The organism is Streptomyces reniochalinae, from assembly GCF_003323735.1.
GTDB classification, from domain to species: Bacteria; Actinomycetota; Actinomycetes; order Streptomycetales; family Streptomycetaceae; genus Streptomyces; species Streptomyces reniochalinae.
Map to the genome: position 1 here is coordinate 310,322 of NZ_QOIM01000040.1, position 19,899 is coordinate 330,220.

6 protein-coding genes and 2 pseudogenes are annotated in these 19,899 nt (G+C 74.6%); 6 read left to right on the plus strand and 2 right to left on the minus strand.

Annotation, left to right across the window (positions count from 1 at the left end; translation table 11 throughout):
• The first annotated feature begins 63 nt into the window (after positions 1–63).
• The 4 genes and pseudogenes from DQ392_RS23245 to DQ392_RS36260 form a co-directional block, all read left to right on the plus strand.
• Complete coding sequence (locus DQ392_RS23245) at positions 64–279, plus strand: MbtH family protein (protein ID WP_114017631.1); 216 nt, start codon at positions 64–66, stop codon at positions 277–279.
• A gap of 15 nt (positions 280–294) precedes the next feature.
• Complete coding sequence (locus tag DQ392_RS23250) at positions 295–6,933, plus strand: type I polyketide synthase (RefSeq protein ID WP_181856548.1); 6,639 nt, start codon at positions 295–297, stop codon at positions 6,931–6,933.
• Between the two features lie 78 nt (positions 6,934–7,011).
• Positions 7,012–14,496 (plus strand): annotated as a pseudogene (locus DQ392_RS35390) (type I polyketide synthase); the annotation flags it as partial.
• Between the two features lie 168 nt (positions 14,497–14,664).
• Positions 14,665–14,868, plus strand: a pseudogene (locus DQ392_RS36260) (acyl carrier protein); the annotation flags it as partial.
• A gap of 123 nt (positions 14,869–14,991) precedes the next feature.
• Here DQ392_RS36260 and DQ392_RS23275 read toward each other — a convergent pair.
• Positions 14,992–15,849 (minus strand): helix-turn-helix transcriptional regulator, encoded by an 858-nt coding sequence (locus tag DQ392_RS23275; protein ID WP_114017633.1) that lies wholly within the window; start codon positions 15,847–15,849, stop codon positions 14,992–14,994.
• A gap of 203 nt (positions 15,850–16,052) precedes the next feature.
• On the opposite strand from DQ392_RS23275, the gene DQ392_RS23280 reads away from it, so the two are divergent.
• Positions 16,053–17,516: an MFS transporter gene (locus DQ392_RS23280; protein WP_245981802.1), complete on the plus strand. Its 1,464-nt coding sequence runs from the start codon at positions 16,053–16,055 to the stop codon at positions 17,514–17,516.
• Positions 17,517–17,582: 66 nt separating this feature from the next.
• On the opposite strand, the gene DQ392_RS23285 is transcribed toward DQ392_RS23280, so the two are convergent.
• Complete coding sequence (locus DQ392_RS23285; RefSeq protein ID WP_181856549.1) at positions 17,583–18,050, minus strand: nuclear transport factor 2 family protein; 468 nt, start codon at positions 18,048–18,050, stop codon at positions 17,583–17,585.
• A 545-nt stretch (positions 18,051–18,595) separates the two neighbouring features.
• Here DQ392_RS23285 and pcaDC point away from each other — a divergent pair.
• Positions 18,596–19,894 carry a bifunctional 3-oxoadipate enol-lactonase/4-carboxymuconolactone decarboxylase PcaDC gene (pcaDC, locus tag DQ392_RS23295; RefSeq protein ID WP_114017637.1) on the plus strand — a complete coding sequence of 433 codons (1,299 nt, stop codon included), beginning with the start codon at positions 18,596–18,598 and terminating at the stop codon, positions 19,892–19,894.
• Positions 19,895–19,899: the final 5 nt, after the last annotated feature.

Here is a 19,899-nt window from a genome sequence, read left to right on the forward strand (position 1 = left end):
GGCCGGGCCCGCCGCACGCACCGCGTCCATGCCCACCACCTGCCCGACAGGAGCCGTTCCGCCATGCCCGACGGTCCGTTCGACGACCCTGAAGGCCGCTTCACCGTGCTGGCCAACGACAAGGCCGAACTGTCGCTCTGGCCCGCCTGGCGCCCCGTACCCGACGGCTGGCGCGCCGTCCTCGCCGAGACCGACCGGGAGTCGTGCCTCGCGTACGTGGCGGCCCACTGGCACGTCACCACAGCGCAGCACGCACCGACGCGCGGCGTCCACGCCTGAGACCGGGGGAAAGAGATGTCCGACCACCACACGCCACAGCCGCACTCCGCGGCCTTCACCTCCGCGCCTCCCGCCTGGCCGCTGTCCGGCCGCGGCCCGGGCACGCCCCGCACCCAGGCCGGGCTGCTGCACGACCATCTGACGCGGGGCCACGGCTGGACGGCCGGCGCCGTGGCCGCGGCGCTGCACGGCGGCGGCACGGGCCGCGGCCACCGCGCCGTGCTGCTCGGCCCGGACGAGGAGCACCTGGCCGCCGCCGCGCGGGCCCTTGCCGAGGGGCGGCCCACCGCGGACGCCGTCACGGGCGAGGCGCTGTCCGGCGGCCTGATGTTCGTCTTCCCCGGCCAGGGCTCCCAGTGGGCGGGCATGGCCGCAGGGCTGCTGGAGACCTCACCGGTGTTCGCGGCGGCCGTCAGCCGCTGCGAGGAGGCGCTCGCGCCGTGGACCGACTGGTCCCTGACGGCCGTCGTCCGGGGCGACGCGCAGGCGCCGCCGCTGGAGGCGGCCGATGTGGTGCAGCCGGCTCTCTTCTCCGTCATGGTGGCCCTGGCCGAGCTGTGGCGCTCGGTCGGCGTCACACCGGACGCGGTGGTGGGGCACAGCCTCGGCGAGGTCGCCGCCGCCCATGTCGCGGGCGCGCTCGACCTGGACGACGCGGCGCGGGTCGTGGCCCTGTGGAGCAAGGCGCAGGCCACGCTGGCCGGCGCGGGCGAGATGGTGTCCGTGCTGCTGCCGGAGGAGGAGGTGCGCGAGCGGCTGGCGCCCTGGGAGGGGCGGCTCACCGTCGCGGCGGTCAACAGCCCCGGCGCGGTGATCGTCTCCGGCGACTCCGACGCCGCCGCCGAGATGCTGGCCCGGTTCACCGAGGACGGGGTGCAGGCGCGCCGCATCGAGGTCGGGCTGGCGGCGCACTCGCCGCACATCGACGCGATCCTGCCCACGCTGCGCGAGGCCCTGGCGCCGATCCGCCCCGCGGCCCCCACCGTGCCGCTGTACTCGTCGCTGGTCGGCGGGCTCCTGGACGGCGAGCCGATGGACGCGGACTACTGGTGCCGCAGCCTGCGCAGCACGGTGCGCTTCCGCCAGGCCGTGGCGGCGGCGGTCGCCGAAGGACACCGGATCGCCGTCGAGATCAGCCCGCACCCGGTGCTGACGGCCGCCGTGCAGAACACCGCCGAGCACGACGGACAGCAGCTGGTGGTGCAGGAGACGGTGCGTCGCGGCGCGGGCACCCCCGAGCGGTTCGTGCGCTCGCTCGCCGAACTGTACGTGCGCGGTGCCGAGCCGGACTGGACGGCGCTGCGGGCTCACGAGGCGCCCGCCTGGGAGGGCGCGGCGCGGCTGGCCGAAGTCGTGGGCGAGGCCGGGGAGCGCTGGGAGGCGGGCCCGGCCGAGGGGTCCGGCGTTCCGGAGGAGGGCGAGGCCGCTCGGCTGCGTGCCCTGCCCGCCGCCGAGCGGCGGCGCCGGCTGCTCGATCTGGTGCGTACGCAGGCCGCGGCGGCGGCCGGTCAGCCGGATGCGGCGGCGCTGGACGAGCGGCGCCCGTTCAAGGAGCTGGGTTTCGACTCGGTGATGGCGGTCGGTCTGCGCAACGGACTGCGGGCAGCGCTGGGACTGGCGCTGCCGACCACGCTCGTCTTCGACCATCCCACGGCGGGAGCCGTCGCCGCCCATCTGGACACCCTGGTGGCGGGGGAGCCGGCCGGAGGCGTCGCGCAGGAGGAGCCGGCGGCGGGGCCGCGGGCCGCCGACCCGGACGACCCCGTGGTGATCGTCGGTATGGGCTGCCGGTATCCGGGCGGTGCGGAAGGCCCTGAGGAGCTGTGGCGGCTGGTGCGGGAGGAGACCGACGCGGTCACCGCCTTCCCCGCCGACCGCGGCTGGGACACCGAGGGCGCCTACGACGCGCACGGGCGCGGCGCCGGCCGCTACTACCAGCGCGAGGCCGGTTTCCTCGCCTCGGCGGCACAGTTCGACGCGGGGTTCTTCGGGATCAGTCCGCGTGAGGCGCTGGCGATGGATCCGCAGCAGCGGTTGCTGCTGGAGACGTCGTGGGAGGCGCTGGAGCGTGCGGGTATCGACCCGGCGTCGCTGCGCGGCAGCCGCACCGGCGTGTTCGTCGGCGCGATGACGATGGACTACGGTCCGCGCGCCTTCGAGGCCGGTGAGGAGACCGGCGGCTACGTCCTGACCGGTACGACGGGGAGTGTGGCCTCGGGCCGGGTGGCGTACACGCTGGGCCTGGAGGGTCCTGCGGTGACGGTGGACACGGCGTGTTCGTCGTCGCTGGTGGCGCTGCACCAGGCGTGCCAGGCGCTGCGCCAGGGCGAGTGCGAACTGGCCCTGGCCGGCGGTGCGACGGTCATGCCGAGCCTCAGCATGTTCGTGGAGTTCTCCCGGCAGGGCGGACTGTCCGCCGACGGCCGCTGCAAGGCGTTCGCCGACGGTGCCGACGGTTTCGGTCTCGCCGAGGGTGCGGGTGTGCTCGTGGTGGAGCGGCTTACGCGTGCGCGGCGGTTGGGGCACCGGGTGTGGGCGGTGGTGCGGGGGAGTGCGGTCAATCAGGACGGTGCGTCCAATGGGCTGACGGCGCCGAGTGGTCCTTCGCAGCAGCGGGTGATCCGTCAGGCGTGGGCGAGTGCGGGTGTCACGGGTGCGGATGTCGACGTGGTGGAGGCGCACGGCACCGGTACCCGGCTGGGCGACCCGATCGAGGCGCAGGCGCTGCTGGCCACCTACGGGCGGGGCCGCGACCCGGAACGTCCGTTGTGGCTGGGGTCGTTGAAGTCGAACATCGGCCACACGCAGGCGGCTGCGGGTGTCGGCGGGGTCATCAAGTCGGTGCTGGCCATGCGGCACGGGACGCTGCCGCGCACTCTCCACGTGGACGCCCCCACCAGTGAGGTGGACTGGTCCCAGGGGACCGTACGGCTGCTCACCGACCGGCAGCCGTGGCCCCGCGAGGGCGACCGCCCCCGCCGGGCCGCCGTGTCCTCGTTCGGGGTGAGCGGCACCAACGCGCACATGATCCTGGAGGAGTACCCCGAGGAGCCGGCACCGGCCGACGGCGAGACGGTGCCCGCAGCGGCAGGCCAGGCCGGCCGGGAGCCGGTGACCGCGGTAGCCGGTGGCGCGCTCGTGCCCTGGCCGCTGTCCGGAGCCACCGAGGCGGCGCTGCGCGCCCAGGCCCAGCGGCTGCACGCCTGCCTGGCTTCCAAGAACACCTACCGGCTGCCCGACGTGGGCTACGCGCTGGCCACCACCCGTTCCGTCTTCGCGCACCGTGCGGTGGTGCTGGCCCGGGACACCGGCGAGGCCATGGCCGGGCTCGCCGACCTCGCCGCGGGCGAACCGTCGGGGCGGGCGCTGACGGGCTCCGTCGAGAGGCCGGGCAAAACGGTGTTCGTCTTCCCGGGACAGGGCTCCCAGTGGCGGGGCATGGCCACACAACTGCTCGCCCAGTCACCGGTCTTCGCCGCCCGCATGGACGAGTGCGCCGACGCACTGGCCGAGTTCACCGACTGGTCGCTGCTCGAGGTGTTGCACGAGACCGAGGGCAGCCCGTCCCTGGACCGGGTCGACGTGGTGCAGCCCGCGCTGTTCGCCGTCATGGTCTCCCTCGCCGCCCTGTGGCGCTCCCACGGTGTGGAGCCGGACGCCGTGGTCGGGCACTCGCAGGGCGAGATCGCCGCCGCGTGCGTGGCCGGGGCCCTCGGCCTCCGCGACGCCGCCCGGGTGGTGACACTGCGCAGCCAGGCCATCCGCGACGTACTGGCCGGGCACGGCGGCATGATGTCGGTCGCCCTGCCGCAGCGCGAACTGGCCGGCGAACTGGAGCGCTGTCAGGGACGCGTCTCCCTCGCCGCCGTCAACGGCCCCTCCTCGGCCGTGGTCTCAGGCGAGGCGGCCGCCCTGGACGCGTTGCAGGCCCGGTGCGAGTCCCGCCAGGTGCGGGTACGCCGCGTGCCCGTGGACTACGCGTCGCACTCGGTGCAGGTGGAGGCGATCCGCGACCGGCTGCTGCGGGACCTGGACGGGCTGACGCCCACGACGCCGCACATACCGTTCCACTCGACCGTCCACGGCCTGGCCTCGCCCGACGCGGGCGGCACCGGACCGCTGGACGCCGCCTACTGGTACGAGAACCTGCGCCGCACCGTCGACTTCGCCGACACCGTGCGCGCCCTGGCGGACGACGGCCACACCCTGTTCGTCGAGGCGAGCTCCCACCCGGTGCTGGTGCCCGGCATGCGCGAGACGTTCGAGTCGCTGGACATCGCGGCGACGGCGCTGGGGTCGCTGCGCCGCGACGAGGGTGGCCTCTCCCGCTTCGTGACCTCGCTGGCGGCGGCGCACACGGCGGGCGCCTCGCCCGACTGGGAGGCGGTGTTCGAAGGCACCGGGGCGCACCGCGTCGAGCTGCCCACCTATGCCTTCCAGCGGCGACGCTACTGGCAGGAGCCCACGCGCGCCGCCGGTCTGGTGGCGGCCGGGGACCGCCCTGAGGACGACTTCTGGTCGGCGGTCGAGGCCGGCGACGACGGGGTGCTCGAACGTGTCGTGGGCGCCCGTGCCGCCGAGGGGCTGCGCCGGGTGCTGCCCGAACTGGCCGAGTGGCGCCGCACCGCCCGTACCCGAGCGGTGATCGACTCGTGGCGCTACCGCGTCACGTGGAAGCCGTTCACGCCCGCGGAGCAGCCCGGCCTCGCCGGCCGCTGGCTCGTCGTCGTCCCGCGGCAGGCGGGCGACGAGAGCGCGGACGTACTGGAGGAGGCGCTCGCCGGCGCGGGCGCGTCCCCGGTGCGCGTCACCGTCCCCGGCGGGGAGACGGACAGGGCACGGATCGCGGAGCTGGTGGGCGCCGCGGCAGGAGAGCAGCCCGTCGCCGGGGTGCTCGCCCTCCCGTACGCCGGGCAGCCGACCGCCGAGGGGCCTCTGCCCGCCGGTACCGCACTGGCCCTCGCGCTCGTCCAGGCGCTGGGCGACGCGCTGCCCGACAGCCCGCTGTGGCTCCTCACCCGCGGTGCCGTCGGCGCGGCGGAGCAGGACGGGGCCGCCGACCCTGACCAGGCCCAGCTGTGGGGCATGGGACGGGTGCTGGGCCTGGAGCACCCCGAGCGCTGGGGCGGCCTTGTGGACCTGCCGGGTGCACCGGAGAAGCGGACGGCGGCACGGCTCGCGGCCCTGCTGGCGGGCGCGGGCGACGAGGACCAGATCGCGCTGCGCGCGTCCGGCACCTTCGTCAGGCGGCTGAGCCGGGCCCGGCTCGGGTCGGCCACCGCGCCCCGCAGCTGGCGGCCGCACGGCACCGTCCTGGTGACGGGCGGCACCGGCGCGCTGGGCGGCCACGTCGCCGAGTGGCTGGCCGGCAACGGCGCCGAACACGTGGTGCTCACCAGCCGGCGGGGCCCGCAGGCACCCGGTGCCGCCGAACTGGAGGCGCGGCTGACGGCACTGGGCGCCAAGGTGACCGTACGCGCCTGCGACGTGGCCGATCCGGACCAGACTGCCACCCTGCTGGCCGACGTGGAGGAGACGGCCGGCCCGGTGCGGGCGGTCTTCCACACGGCGGGCGTGCTGCACACCACCGACCTGGACGAGGTGAGCGCCGAGGAGTTCGCCGACCTCCTCGCCGGCAAGGTGACCGGCGCCCGCAACCTGGACCGGCTCCTCGACACCCCGCGGGTGGAGGCGTTCGTGCTCTTCTCCTCGAACGGCGGGGTGTGGGGCAGCCGCGGGCAGGGTGCCTACGCCGCGGCCAACGCGAGCCTCGACGCGCTCGCAGAACAGCGCCGCGCCTCGGGCCTGGCCGCCACCTCGGTGGCGTGGGGGCTGTGGGGCGGCGGCGACACCATGGCCGACCCGGAGACGGAACGGTATCTGCGCCGGCACGGGCTGCGCCCCATGGCGCCTCGGGCGGCGATCGACGCGCTCACCCTGACCCTCGACCACGACGAGACGTTCGTCTCCGTCGCGGACGTGGACTGGGCGAGCTTCGCGCCCGGCTTCACCGCCGCCCGCCCCCGGCCGCTGATCGCCGACCTGCCCGAGGTGCGTAACGCCCTTCGGGAAGCGGCCGGGACGGACGACGACGCCGAGGAAGCGGGCGCGCCCCTGGTGCGGGAGCTGGCGGGGCTGCCGGCGGCCGAGCAGGTGAACCAGCTGCTGAACCTGGTCGTGCGGCAGGCCGCCTCGGTGCTGGGTCACGAGGCCACGGACGGCATCCGGCGCACCGGCAGCTTCCGGGAGCTGGGCTTCGACTCGCTGACCGCCGTGGAGCTGCGCAACCGGCTCGCCGCCGCGTGCGGCACCCGGATGCCGGCGACGCTGGTCTTCGACCACCCGAATCCCGCGGCGCTCGCCGCGCACCTGCGCGAGCGGCTGCTGCCCGAGCAGGAGCACGGTGCGCCCGTGCCGGCGCCGGGACCGGACAGCGCCGAACACTCCCGGGCGCACGACGCCCTCACCCGCATCCCGGCCGCGCGGCTGCGGGCCTCGGGGCTGCTCGACGCGCTGCTGGACCTGGCAGGCGCCGACGAGGAGCCCGGCGAGGAGGAGGCCGCGGACTCCGCGGCCGAGGAGCGTATCGAGGAGCTGGACGACGAGGCGCTCCTCCGTATGGCGCTGGGAGAAGGGACGGAGGAGTCCCGCTGAGCCCGCGCATCCCCCACCTGTCATCGACTGCCGGAGCGGAAAAGCATGGCGAAGTCGCCTGAGAAGGTCTTCGAGGCGCTGCGTGCCTCGCTCAAGGAGAACGAGCGGCTGCGCCGCCGGAACACGGAACTGCTGGACGCGGCCAACGAGCCGGTGGCGATCGTCGGTATGGGCTGCCGGTATCCGGGCGGTGCGGAAGGCCCTGAGGAGCTGTGGCGGCTGGTGCGGGAGGAGACCGACGCGGTCACCGCCTTCCCCGCCGACCGCGGCTGGGACATCGACAACCTCTACGACCCGGAGCCCCGGCACGGACGGACCTACGCCCGTGAGGGCGGGTTCCTGGACTCGGCCGCCGAGTTCGACGCGCACTTCTTCGGGATCAGCCCGCGCGAGGCGCTGGTCATGGACCCGCAGCAGCGGTTGCTGCTGGAGACCGCGTGGGAGGCGCTGGAGCAGGCCGGTATCGACCCGGCGTCGCTGAAGTCCAGCGCCACCGGTGTGTTCGTCGGCGCCACCGACCAGGGCTACGGGCCCGAGCCGCAGGACGCCACCGAGGAGACGGCCGGCTACCTGCTGTCGGGCAACGCCTCCGCGGTGCTGTCGGGGCGCGTCTCCTACGTCCTGGGCCTGGAGGGTCCTGCGGTGACGGTGGACACGGCGTGTTCGTCGTCGCTGGTGGCGCTGCACCAGGCGTGCCAGGCGCTGCGCCAGGGTGAGTGCGACCTCGCGCTGGCCGGCGGGGTCGCGGTGCTGGCCACGCCGGGCGCCTTCATCGAGTTCTCGCGGCAGCGGGGCCTCGCCTCCGACGGCCGCTGCAAGTCCTTCGCGGACGCGGCCGACGGCACCGGCTGGGGCGAGGGTGCGGGTGTGCTCGTGGTGGAGCGGCTTACGCGTGCGCGGCGGTTGGGGCACCGGGTGTGGGCGGTGGTGCGGGGGAGTGCGGTCAATCAGGACGGTGCGTCCAATGGGCTGACGGCGCCGAGTGGTCCTTCGCAGCAGCGGGTGATCCGTCAGGCGTGGGCGAGTGCGGGTGTCACGGGTGCGGATGTCGACGTGGTGGAGGCGCACGGTACCGGTACGCGGCTGGGTGACCCGATCGAGGCGCAGGCGCTGCTGGCCACCTACGGGCGGGGCCGCGACCCGGAACGTCCGTTGTGGCTGGGGTCGTTGAAGTCGAACATCGGCCACACGCAGGCGGCTGCGGGTGTCGGCGGGGTCATCAAGTCGGTGCTGGCCATGCGGTACGGGACGCTGCCGCGCACTCTCCACGTGGACGCCCCCACCAGTGAGGTGGACTGGTCCCAGGGCGCCGTACGGCTGCTCACCGAACAGCGGGAGTGGCCGGCGGTGGACCGCCCCCGCAGGGCGGCGGTCTCCGCTTTCGGGGTGAGCGGCACCAACGCCCACGTCATCCTCGAACAAGCCCAGGGCGAGGAGACACGGCCGGCCGGCGCGCCGCGCGGCGCCGGGCCCGCCCCACTGCCGTGGGTGCTGTCCGCCGCGACCGCGACGGCACTGCGCGCCCAGGCGGACCGGCTCGCGGCACGGCTGCGCGCGGCAGGCGCACTCGACCCGGCCGACGTGGGCTTCACACTGGCCACAGGGCGCGCCGCCCTCCAGCACCGTGCCGTCCTCACCGGTGACGACGGCGAAGTGCTGCGGCAGGCCGTGGAGGCGCTGGCGCGCGGCGAGCAGCCGGCCGGAGCCGTGTGCGGGCAGGTGCCGTCGGCGGGCCCGGGCCGCACCGCGTTCCTGTTCACCGGACAGGGCAGCCAGCGTCCCGGCATGGGACGGGGACTGTACGCGGCCTTCCCCGCGTACAAGCGGGCGTTCGACGAGGTGGCGCAGGCGTTCGCACCCCATCTGGACCGGCCGCTGGGTGAAGCGCTCGACGACGACTCCGGGGAACTGGACCGCACCGCGTACACGCAGCCGGCGCTGTTCGCCGTCGAGGTGGCGCTGTGCCGGCTGATGCTCTCGTGGGGCGTGCGCCCCGACTTCCTGCTGGGCCACTCCATCGGCGAACTCGTGGCCGCCCACGTGGCCGGGGTGCTGTCGCTGCCGGACGCGGCGCGGCTGGTCGCGGCGCGGGGCAGGCTGATGGACGCCCTGGCGCCGGGCGGCGCGATGGCGGCGATCGAGGCGTCCGAGGACGAGGTGGCCCCCCACCTGCCTGACGGGACGGGCGAGCGCCTGTCGCTGGCCGCCGTCAACGGCCCCCGCTCCGTGGTGGTCTCGGGCGACGAGGCCGCAGTCGAACGCGTCGCGGAACTCCTCAAGGGCGAGGGACGACGGGTGCGCAGGCTGCGGGTGAGCCACGCGTTCCACTCGCCGCACATGGACGACATGCTGGACGCCTTCCGTGAGGTCGCCGCCTCACTGTCGTTCGGCGCGCCGGACATCCCCGTCGTCTCCAACGTCACCGGGCGCCTGGCCACCGCGGCCGAACTCGCCTCCCCGGACTACTGGGTGCGGCACGTGCGGGAGGCGGTCCGCTTCCACGACGGCATGCGCACCCTGGAGACCCAGGGCGTCACCGCCTACCTGGAGGTGGGCCCTGACAGTGTGCTGACCGCCATGGGGCGCGGCTGTCTGACGGCGCCCGACGAGGCCGTCATGGCGGGCGTCCTGCGGCGGGACAGGGCCGAGCGCCCCACCGCGCTGGCGGCGCTCGCCCAGGTGTGGGCGCACGGCACCGACGCCGACTGGTCGGCCCCGTACGAGGAGACGGGCGCCGTGCAGGTCGAGTTGCCGACCTACGCCTTCCAGCGGGAACGGTACTGGCTGGACCGTACCGCCCCGGCCGCTTCCACCGCCGAATCCCCGGCCACCGCCCGCTTCTGGACGGCCGTCGAGCGGGAGGACACGCCCGCACTCGTCGGCACGCTCGGCGTCCGGGAGGAGGAGCTGGCACCGGTGCTGCCGGCGCTGGCCCGGTGGCGCAGGGACGCCCGGGAACGGGCCCACACCCACCGGTGGCGCCACCGGATCCGCTGGAACCGGCCGCGCACCGGGGCGCCGTCCGCGCCGTGCACGGGCACCTGGCTCCTCGTCCTCCCCCAGGAGGCGTCGGCGCAGGCGGACGGAGCCGACTGGCTGCGGGCGCTGCCGGAGAGGCTGGCCGGCGAGGGCGCCGAAGTGCTGCGCGTCGAGGTGCCCGCGACCGCGTGCACCCGCGACGGACTCACCGAGCGGCTGCGCGCGACCGTCGCCACGGCCTCCCCGCTCACCGCCGTCGTCTCGCTGCTGCCGCTGGGCGCGGCCGACGGGCACCTGACCGGCGCGGCGGGGCTCGCCCTGGTGCAGGCGCTGGGCGACGCGGGGGTCGACGCCCCGCTGTGGACGCTGACCAGCGGCGCGGTCAGCGTGCGTGCGGCCGACCGGCCGCCGCTGCCCGACCAGGCCCAGCTGTGGGGGCTCGGGCGGGTCGCCGCCCTCGAACACCCGGGCAGGGTCGGCGGTCTGGTGGATGTGGGGCCCGAGGCGGACGCGCGGTCGGCCGGCCGCGTCCTGGAGACGATGGCGGCCGGCGACGAGGACCAGGTGGCGGTCCGCGCCGACGGTGTCCACCTGCGCCGGCTGGTGCCCGCACCGGACACCGGAGCGGACGCCGCCGGCTGGACACCGCGCGGCACCGTGCTGATCACCGGCGGCACCGGCGCGCTCGGCGCCCACGTGGCTCGCCGGCTGGCCGGCTCAGGCGCCGCACATCTGGTGCTCGTCAGCCGCCGGGGGCCCGACGCGCCGGGCGCGGCCGCACTCGAAGAGGAACTGTCGGCGGCCGGTGCGCGCGTCACCCTGGCGCGGTGCGACGTGACCGACCGCGCGGCGCTCGCCCGCCTGCTGGAGGAACACCCGCCGCGGGCCGTGGTGCACGCGGCGGGGCTGCCGCTGGTCAAGCCGCTGGACGAGACGGCACCTGAGGACCTTCAGCGGCTGTGGGCGGCGAAGGTGACCGGTGCCGCGCACCTGGACGCGCTGCTCGCCGACCGTCCGCTCGACGCGTTCGTACTGTTCTCGTCGGTCGCCGGCGTGTGGGGCGTGGCGGGCCAGTGCGCGTACGCCGCGGCCAACGCGGCACTGGACGCGCTGGCCGAGAGCCGGTGCGCCCGCGGCGCCGTGGCCACCGCGCTGGCCTGGGGGCCGTGGGCGGGCGGCGGGATGCTCGCCGACGCCGGTATCGAGAGCGAGGTGAGCCGGCGCGGGCTGCGCCCGCTGGAGCCGGGCCCCGCCGCCCGTGCCGTCACGGACCTGGCCGGACCGGGCGCCGCGCACACCACGCTCGCCGACGTGGACTGGCCGGTGTTCGCCCAGGCGTTCACCGCGCTGCGGCCCAGCCCACTGCTGGCGGAGCTGCCCGGGGCGGCACCGCGGCACCACGCCGAGACCGGCGGGGACGGCACCGGTACGCCGGAGCTGCTCACGCGGCTGGAGCGCACAGCCCCCGCAGAGCGCCACGCGGAGCTGCTCCGCGCCGTACAAGAGCGTGCCGCCGAGGTACTGGGCCTGCCGGACGCCGCCGCGCTGGACGCGGACCGCGCCTTCCGCGACCTCGGGTTCGACTCGCTGACCGCCGTGGAACTGCGGCAGCGGCTGGTCAGGGACACCGGACTGGCGCTGCCCACGACCCTCGTCTTCGACCACCCGAGCTCCACCGCGCTCACCGGCCACCTGCTGCGCGGACTCGGCCTGGCGCAGGACGGGGAGGAGCGGCCCGAGGAGGCGGCGGCCCCGGCCGTGTCCGCAGGCCAGGACGGGGAGGATCCGATCGTGCTGGTGGGCATGGCCTGCCACTACCCGGGGGCGGACGACCCGCGGGAGCTGTGGCGGATGCTGCTGGACGGGGTGGACGCCATCGGCGCCTTCCCCACCGACCGCGGCTGGGACACCGAGAGCGTCTACGACCCCGAGCGCCGCTCACCAGGCACCAGCTACACCGACCGCGGCGGTTTCCTCGCGTCGGCGGCACAGTTCGACGCGGGGTTCTTCGGGATCAGTCCGCGTGAGGCGCTGGCGATGGATCCGCAGCAGCGGCTGCTGCTGGAGACGTCGTGGGAGGCGCTGGAGCGTGCGGGTATCGACCCGGCGTCGCTGCGCGGCAGCCGCACCGGCGTGTTCGTCGGCGCGTCCGCGAACGACTACGCGGCACAGGCCGCCGGTTCGCCGGAGGCCGAGGAGGCGCAGGGCTTCTTGATGACCGGCACGGCCGGGAGCGTGGCCTCGGGCCGGGTGGCGTACACGCTGGGTCTGGAGGGCCCTGCGGTGACGGTGGACACGGCGTGTTCGTCGTCGCTGGTGGCGCTGCACCAGGCGTGCCAGGCGCTGCGCCACGGTGAGTGCGAACTGGCGCTCGCCTCGGGCGTGACGGTCATCCCGAGCCCGGCACCGTTCGTGGAGTTCTCCCGGCAGGGCGGACTGGCCCCCGACGGCCGCTGCAAGTCCTTCGCGGACGCGGCCGACGGCACCGCCTGGGCGGAGGGCGTCGGCGTGGTGGTGGCAGAACGGCTCTCGCGGGCCCGGCGCATGGGGCACCGGGTGCTGGCCGTGCTGCGGGGCAGCGCCGTCAACCAGGACGGTGCGTCCAACGGTCTGACGGCGCCGAGTGGTCCCTCGCAGCAGCGGGTGATCCGTCAGGCGTGGGCGCACGCCGGCGTCACGGGCGCGGACATCGACGTGGTGGAGGCGCACGGGACCGGTACCCGGCTGGGCGACCCGATCGAGGCGCAGGCGCTGCTGGCCACCTACGGCCAGGGACGCGACGAACAACGCCCGCTGTGGCTGGGCTCCGTGAAGTCGAACATCGGCCACACGGCCGCCGCCGGCGGTATCGCCGGCGTCATCAAGACCGTCCTGGCCATGCGGCACGGCACCCTGCCGCGCACCCTCCACGTGGACGCCCCGACGGCCGAGGTGGACTGGTCGCGCGGGCAGGTGCGGCTGCTGACCGAGCAGCGCGAGTGGCCGCGGGAGGCCGACCGTCCGCGCCGCGCCGCGGTGTCCTCGTTCGGCATCAGCGGCACCAACGTGCACCTGGTGCTCCAGGAGGCGCCCGGGGAGCCCGCCCGGCAGCCGGACGCGTCGGGCGCCGCAGTGCCCCTGGTGCTGTCGGCCAGGGACGGCCGTGCCCTCGGCGAGCAGGCGGGCGCGCTGGCCGAACACCTCGCGGGCGAGGCGGCCGACGCTGTGGACGTCGGGTACACCCTGGCTGCCGGACGCGCCAGGTTCGACCACCGTGCCGTGGTGATCGGCCGGGAGAACGGGCAGTTCGTGGACTCCCTCGGCGCGCTGGCGCGCAAGGCGGAGGCGCCGGGTGCGGTGACCGGCTCCTGCCGGTCAGGACACACCCCGGTGACGGGTTTCCTCTTCACCGGACAGGGCAGCCAGCGCCCCGGCATGGGCGCCCGGCTCTACGCGGAGCACCCGGTCTTCGCCGAAGCGTTCGACGAGGTGGCGGCCGAACTCGATCCGCACCTTGAACGGCCGCTGCACGACGTGGTGTTCGCCGCTCCGGACACGCCCGAGGCCGCGCTGCTGAACGAGACGGCCTGGTCCCAGCCGGCCCTCTTCGCCTTCGAAGTCGCGCTGTACCGCCGCGCCGAGGACGCCGGGCTGCGGCCCGACTACCTGCTGGGCCACTCCGTCGGGGAGATCGCCGCAGCGCACGTCGCCGGGGTGCTCGACCTGCCGGACGCCTCCAGGCTGGTCGCGGCGCGCGGCCGGCTGATGGGCCTGCTGCCGGAGCGGGGCGCGATGCTCGCGGTACGGACGGGCGAGGCCGAGGCCCGCGCGGTGCTGGCCGCGCACGGCGGGCTGGTGGATATCGCCGCCGTCAACGGCCCGGCGTCGGTGGTGATCTCGGGCGCCGAGGACGCCGTACGGGAGGCCGCCAAGGCGTTCGCCGACGCGGGCGTCTCCACGCGCAGGCTGACCGTCTCGCACGCGTTCCACTCGCCGCTGATGGAACCGATGTGCCAGGAATTCGCCGAGAGCGTGCGGGATCTCGTCTTCCACCCGGCGCTCATCCCGCTGGTCTCCACCGTGACCGGCGAGGTGGTGCGGGGCACGGCCATGAGCGACCCGGCCTACTGGGTAAACCAGGTGCGCTCGGGCGTGCGGTTCGCGGACGCGTTGCGCGCCGCCGCCCTGGAGGGCGTCGAACTGTGGTGGGAGGTCGGCCCGGACGCCGTGCTCAGCGGCATGCTGCCCGACGTGCTGCCCCAGGCGGCGCCGCCGGTGCCGGCCCAGCGCCGGGACCGCCCCGAGCCCGAAGCCCTGCTCACCGCGTTCGCACACGCCTTCGTACGGGGCGCACCGGTGCGTTGGGAGCGGCTGTTCGCCCACCGGGAGCCCCGGCGCGTGGAGCTGCCTACCTACGCCTTCCAGCGGGCGCACCACTGGCTCGGCGCCACGCGGCGGCCGGCCGCGCTCCCCCAGGCGGCGGCCGCCTTCTGGGACGCCGTCGGGCGCATGGACCCGGACAGGTTCGTCGAGGAGTTCGGCGCGTCCGGCGACGATCCGGCCGAGGGCGCGGCACTCCGGGCGGCACTGCCCGTGCTGGCCCGCTGGCGGGAACGCGCCTTCGAGGCGGGCGCCGGCGACGGCGGCGACCGGGCCGCGGGGCCCTCGGGCGAGGAGGCGGACACCGGTGCGCGCGAGAGCGGCCCCGAGGCGCTGCGCGCCCTGTCGGGGGACGCCCTCGCGGGCGCCGTCACCGAACTGGTGCAGGCGGAGATGGCCGTCGCACTGGGACACCCCGAAGACCAGGCGTTCGACATGGAGCAGGAGTTCATGGACCTGGGCTTCACGTCGCTGGCCGCCGTCGAGATGAGGAACAGGATCGTCGCCCGTACCGGGCTGGAGCTGCCGGTCTCCCTCGTCTTCGACTTCCTGACTCCGGCGGAACTCGCCGAGCACCTCCGCTCCCGGCTGCCCTGACCCCCTCTCCGGCCGGGCGGAGACCACGACGGGCACCACGCCACAAGCGTGGTGCCCGTCGTGCTGTGCGCGGGGCCCCGCGCGGTCAGCCCGCGGCGGAGTCCGGCAAACGCGACCGCGCGGCTACGTCGGCTCCGTCGACAACAAGGTGCGCAGCCGTTGCCGGGTGCCGGTGCCCGGCTGGGGCAGCAGCAGGACGACGTGCAGATCGGGATGGTCGGCGATCCGCACCGTCGTGCGCTGGAACACCAGCCGGCCGCCGCGGGGATGCTCGACGACCTTCTCGCCCAGTGCGGTGTCCCGCACCTCCTGCTGGGCCCACAGCCGGGCGAAGGCCGGGCTGTGCTCGGACAGCCGCCGCACGAGCGCGGCGAAGCCCGGGTCGTCCGGGTAGCGGGCCGCGTCCGACCGGAACTCGGCGACCAGCGACGGCGCCATCGACTCCCACTCAGGCAGCGCCTGGTGCGGACCCTGCCGTGCGAGGAACCCGTCCAGGCAACTGTGCAGCTTCGGCACCTCACCGAACAGCACCTCGACCGCTGCGTTGCCGTGCAGATAGCGCCAGTAGCGGTCCAGGACGTACGCCGGGCCCGGCGCCCACTCCTCGACGAGGGACACCACGTGCTGCGGCAGCCGCGGGGCCGACGAGCGGGCCGCCCGGCGCGGGGCGCGGGCCGGCGTGTGCCCGGCCAGCCGGTACAGGTGCGCCTGCTCGACGTCGTCGAGCCGCAGCGCCGAACTGACGGCGTCCAGGATGCTGGTGGTCACGGTGATCCTGCGGCCCTGTTCGAGCCACGTGTACCAGGTGAGCCCGATGCCCGCGAGCGAGGCGACCTCCTCGCGCCGCAGCCCCGGGGTGCGGCGCCTGCCCGACGTCGGCAGGCCCACGTCCTGGGGGGACAGCCGGGCTCTGCGGCTGCGCAGGAAGTCCCGCAGATCGTCCCGCCGTTGTTCCGACTCTGCTCCTAGGGTGGTGGTCACGCCAACAGCATAAATTGCAACTTGGCCCGCGCAACGGGGGCCGCGAGACTGGTTCGGTACCGGCACGGGTGTCCGACCCGGGGCGGCATCCGACACAGCGGTTCAGCGCGGCGGTAGGCGCTGCCTCCCCGTGCTTGTCGGCGCGACTCGCCGCCGCGCTGAATCAGTGAAAGGTCATCGCGTTGTCCAAGGAGCAAAGAGTGGTGGAAACGGACGTTCCCGCTGAGCAGGAAGGGGGGAACAGCCCGGCGCCGCCTGCCGCGTCCACCGCGCAATGGGGTGCGGTGTGGATCCTGCTGCTCGGCGCCTTCATGGGATTTCTCGATATCTTCATCGTGAACGTGGCCAATCCGTCGATCCAAGCGGAGATGAATGCCTCGTTCGCCGACATCCAGCTGGTGCCGACCGGATACACCCTCGCCTACGGCGCCGGGCTGGTCGCCGGTGGCAGGCTCGGCGACATCTTCGGCCGCCGCCGGGTCTTCCTGGTGGGTGTCGTCATCTTCGCGCTCACCTCCGTCGCCTGCGCCGCCGCGCAGAGCCCCGGCTTTCTCATCGGGGCCCGCATCGCCCAGGGGCTGGGCGCCGCCGTGATGCTGCCGCAGGTGCTGGCGCTCATTCAGGTGACGTTCCAGCGCGACGAGGAGCGCAGCCGCGCCATCGGCCTGTACGGGGCCGTCATCGGCATCGGCGTCGTCGCCGGGCAGATCGTCGGCGGTTTCCTCATCGAGTGGGACATCGCCGACCTGGGCTGGCGCTCGATCTTCCTGGTGAACGTGCCGCTGTGCGTCATCACCTTCGTCGGTGCGCTGGCACTGGTGCGCGACCCCGGTGAGCGGACCCCGATGAAGCTGGACCTGGTGGGCGTCGTCATGCTGGGCGCCGGTCTGCTGGGCCTGGTGCACGGGCTGGTCATCGGCGCCGAGCAGGGCTGGACGGGCCTGCGCGTGGGCGAGATGGCCGGCGGTGTGGTGCTGCTGGCGCTGTTCATCGTGTGGGAGCGCCGGGTGGCCGCGGGGTCCGAGGCACCGCTGCTGCCGCCACGGCTGTTCAAGCAGCGCGGCTTCTCCATGGGGCTGCCCACGGCGCTGTGCTTCTACGGCGTCAACGGCGCGTTCATCTTCCTGCTGGCGTTCTACCTTCAGCAGGCCCAGGACTTCACGCCGCTCCAGTCCGCCCTCACCTTCACCCCGATGGCGATCCTCACCTCGGTCTTCTCCGTGCTGTGCGGCAAGCTCGTGGCCCGCTGGGGCCAGCGGGTGGTGCCCGGCGGCGCCATCGTGATGGCGCTCGGCCTGGGCCTGGTGTGGGTCGGCGTCGACCTGATGGAGGGCACCAACCCGGCGGCGGCCCTGATGCCGGGGCTGGTGCTGTACGGCGCAGGCGGCGGCATCGTGGCCACCTCGCTGATCGGTGTGGCCCTCTCGGGAGTGGTCCCGGCTGACGCGGGCGCCGCCTCCGGTGGCATCCTCACCGCCGTCCAGGTCTCGGAGGCCGCTGGGGTGGCCGGTATCGGCGCCCTGTTCGCGGCGCTGGCGGCCGGCCACGGCGAGGTCAGCGGCTTCGCGGTGTCCGTCGGGGTGCTCGCCGTCCTCTCCCTGCTGACGGCGCTGCTGCTCAACCTGCTCTCCCGCCCGGAAGAGGCGGGGTCCGAGACTGTCGCCTGACCCCCGTGGGCGACAGCGGAGGGGCGTCGCGGCCAGGCCGCGACGCCCCTCTCGTTGCTGTCCCGGTCATCCACCGAAGGGGAAGTCCTCGTCCTTGAACGGGGCCAGCAGCTCCGTCCTGTCGTTCGCGGCCCGCGCGGCCAGCAGCGGCGAGAAATAGTCGCGGTAATTGACGACCTTGCCGTCCCGCACGGTGATCACGATGATGTACCTCATCTCGTACTTCTTGCCCGTGCTCACCGTGGTCCCGTGGGCCGTCCATTCCGCGATGACGACCTCAGGATCGGTCGTCTCGTGAATGTGGACGTGCGGCAGGTCATCGATCAGCTGGTGATCGCAGTAGTGCGTGAGGTATGAGCGAATGGTCTCCCGTCCTGCCATGTGGGAAATGGCTCCGGGAGCCGCGAACGGTATCTCCACCGTCCCGTCTTCCGCCCACATGTCGCAGAACTGGTCCATCTCCTTGTGCAGGAGCAGATCCAGAAGATGGCGGGCGACGTCGGCGGGCTTTGTGGGGGTTTCGCTACTGGCCACGAAATGATCTCCAGTGCGGTATTCGGCGAATGCTGACGAACTGCGCGTGCTGGGCGCCGATGCTTCCATTCGCCTTCTGAGGCGGTCAACGAAACGCGGCCGTAACTGGGGTCGCCCGTCCGCACGTTCCCGTCGTGCGACGTCCCGCCGGCGGGACGTCGCACGACGGCCTTTCCGCCGGCCCGGCGTGGCCACGCCGCGGAAGCGGCCGTTCCCTCGACCGGAAGCGGCCGCTCCGTGGCCCGGGCAGAGGAACGGCCGGCCCCTCCCGAGCCGCGCGCGTATCCGGTCAGGGAGCGGAACGGCCCCCGCCGCGTACGCCTGTACGATGCCCGAGCCGCGTGCCCGACCCGGCTCGCCCGCAAGGCCGGGGCGGACCACCTCCTCGCCCGGTGGGCAGGCCGCACGAGCGTCAGGACGACGCGCGAGGCGGCCGTGAAGCCGGATGTGGAGGATCTGCGACCGGCGGCGGAAGCCTGGGGTGGACTCGTGGAGGACGAGACCCCTCTGACGGGAGACTGTGCGAGATATGGGAGCGTGAGCGGGTGAGCGACACGACCGCCAAGACCCTGCAACACCGCCTTGAAGGGCCCGAACACGCCCCGCTGCTCGTCCTCGGCCCGGCACTGGGCACCACCTGGCACATGTGGGACCGGCAGATCCCGGAACTCACCCGGCACTGGCGGGTGCTCCGCTTCGACCTGCCGGGGCACGGCGGTTCACCGGCCTACTCGGCCGACTCGGCCGACGCCTTCGCCGAGCGGCTGCTGGCCACCCTCGACACGCTGGGCATCGAACGCTTCGGCTACGCGGGCTGCGCCCTCGGCGGCGCCATCGGCGTCCAGCTCGCCCTGCGCGCGCCCCAGCGGGTCACCTCGCTGGCGCTGATCTCCTCCTCGCCGCGCTTCGCCACCCCCGACAGCTGGCGGCAGCGCGGCGTCGTCATCCGTACCAACGGACTCGACCCGATCGCCCGCACCACCCCGGAACACTGGTTCACCTCCACCTTCGCCGCCGCGCAGCCGGCCATCGTCGAGTGGGCCGTCCAGATGGTGCGCACCACCGACCCCGGCTGCTACATCGCCGCCTGCGAGGCGCTGGCCTCCTTCGACGCGAGGGCCTCCCTCGACCGAATAGGCGTGGGCACGCTGGTCGTCGCCGGGGCCGACGACCAGGTCACCCCGCCCGCCGAGGCCCGCGCCCTGGTCGCCGGCATCCCGGACGCGCGGCTGGCCATCGTGCCCGGCGCCTCCCACCTGACGCCCGTCGAACAGCCAGGCGCCGTCACCGACCTGCTCATCCGGCACTTCACCACCACCTGGCAGGAGTCGGCGGCGGGACCGCCCGCGCCCGCTCCCGTCATCACGCCCTCACCGCCGCAGGCGTCGGCCGTGGCCGAGCTGGAGTCCGCGCAGGCCGCCGCGGCGCGCACCGACGCCTACGACACCGGCATGAAGGTCCGCCGCGAGGTGCTCGGCGACGCGCACGTCGACCGTGCCACGGAGGGCTCCGACGCCTTCACGGACGACTTCCAGCACTTCGTGACCCGCTACGCCTGGGGCGAGGTGTGGACGCGTACCGGCATCGACCGCCGCACCCGCTCGGTGATCACGCTCACGGCGCTGGTGGCCCGCGGCCACCTCGACGAGCTCGCCTTCCACACCCGTGCCGCGCTGCGCAACGGGCTGACGCCCGACGAGATCAAGGAAGTGCTCCTCCACACGGCCGTCTACTGCGGTGTGCCCGCGGCCAACTCGGCCTTCGCCGTCGCGCAGCGTGTCATCCGTGAGGAGACCACGCCGGAGGATCGCAGGGACGCGGGCGCTCTGGTCGACGGAGAATGACCTCC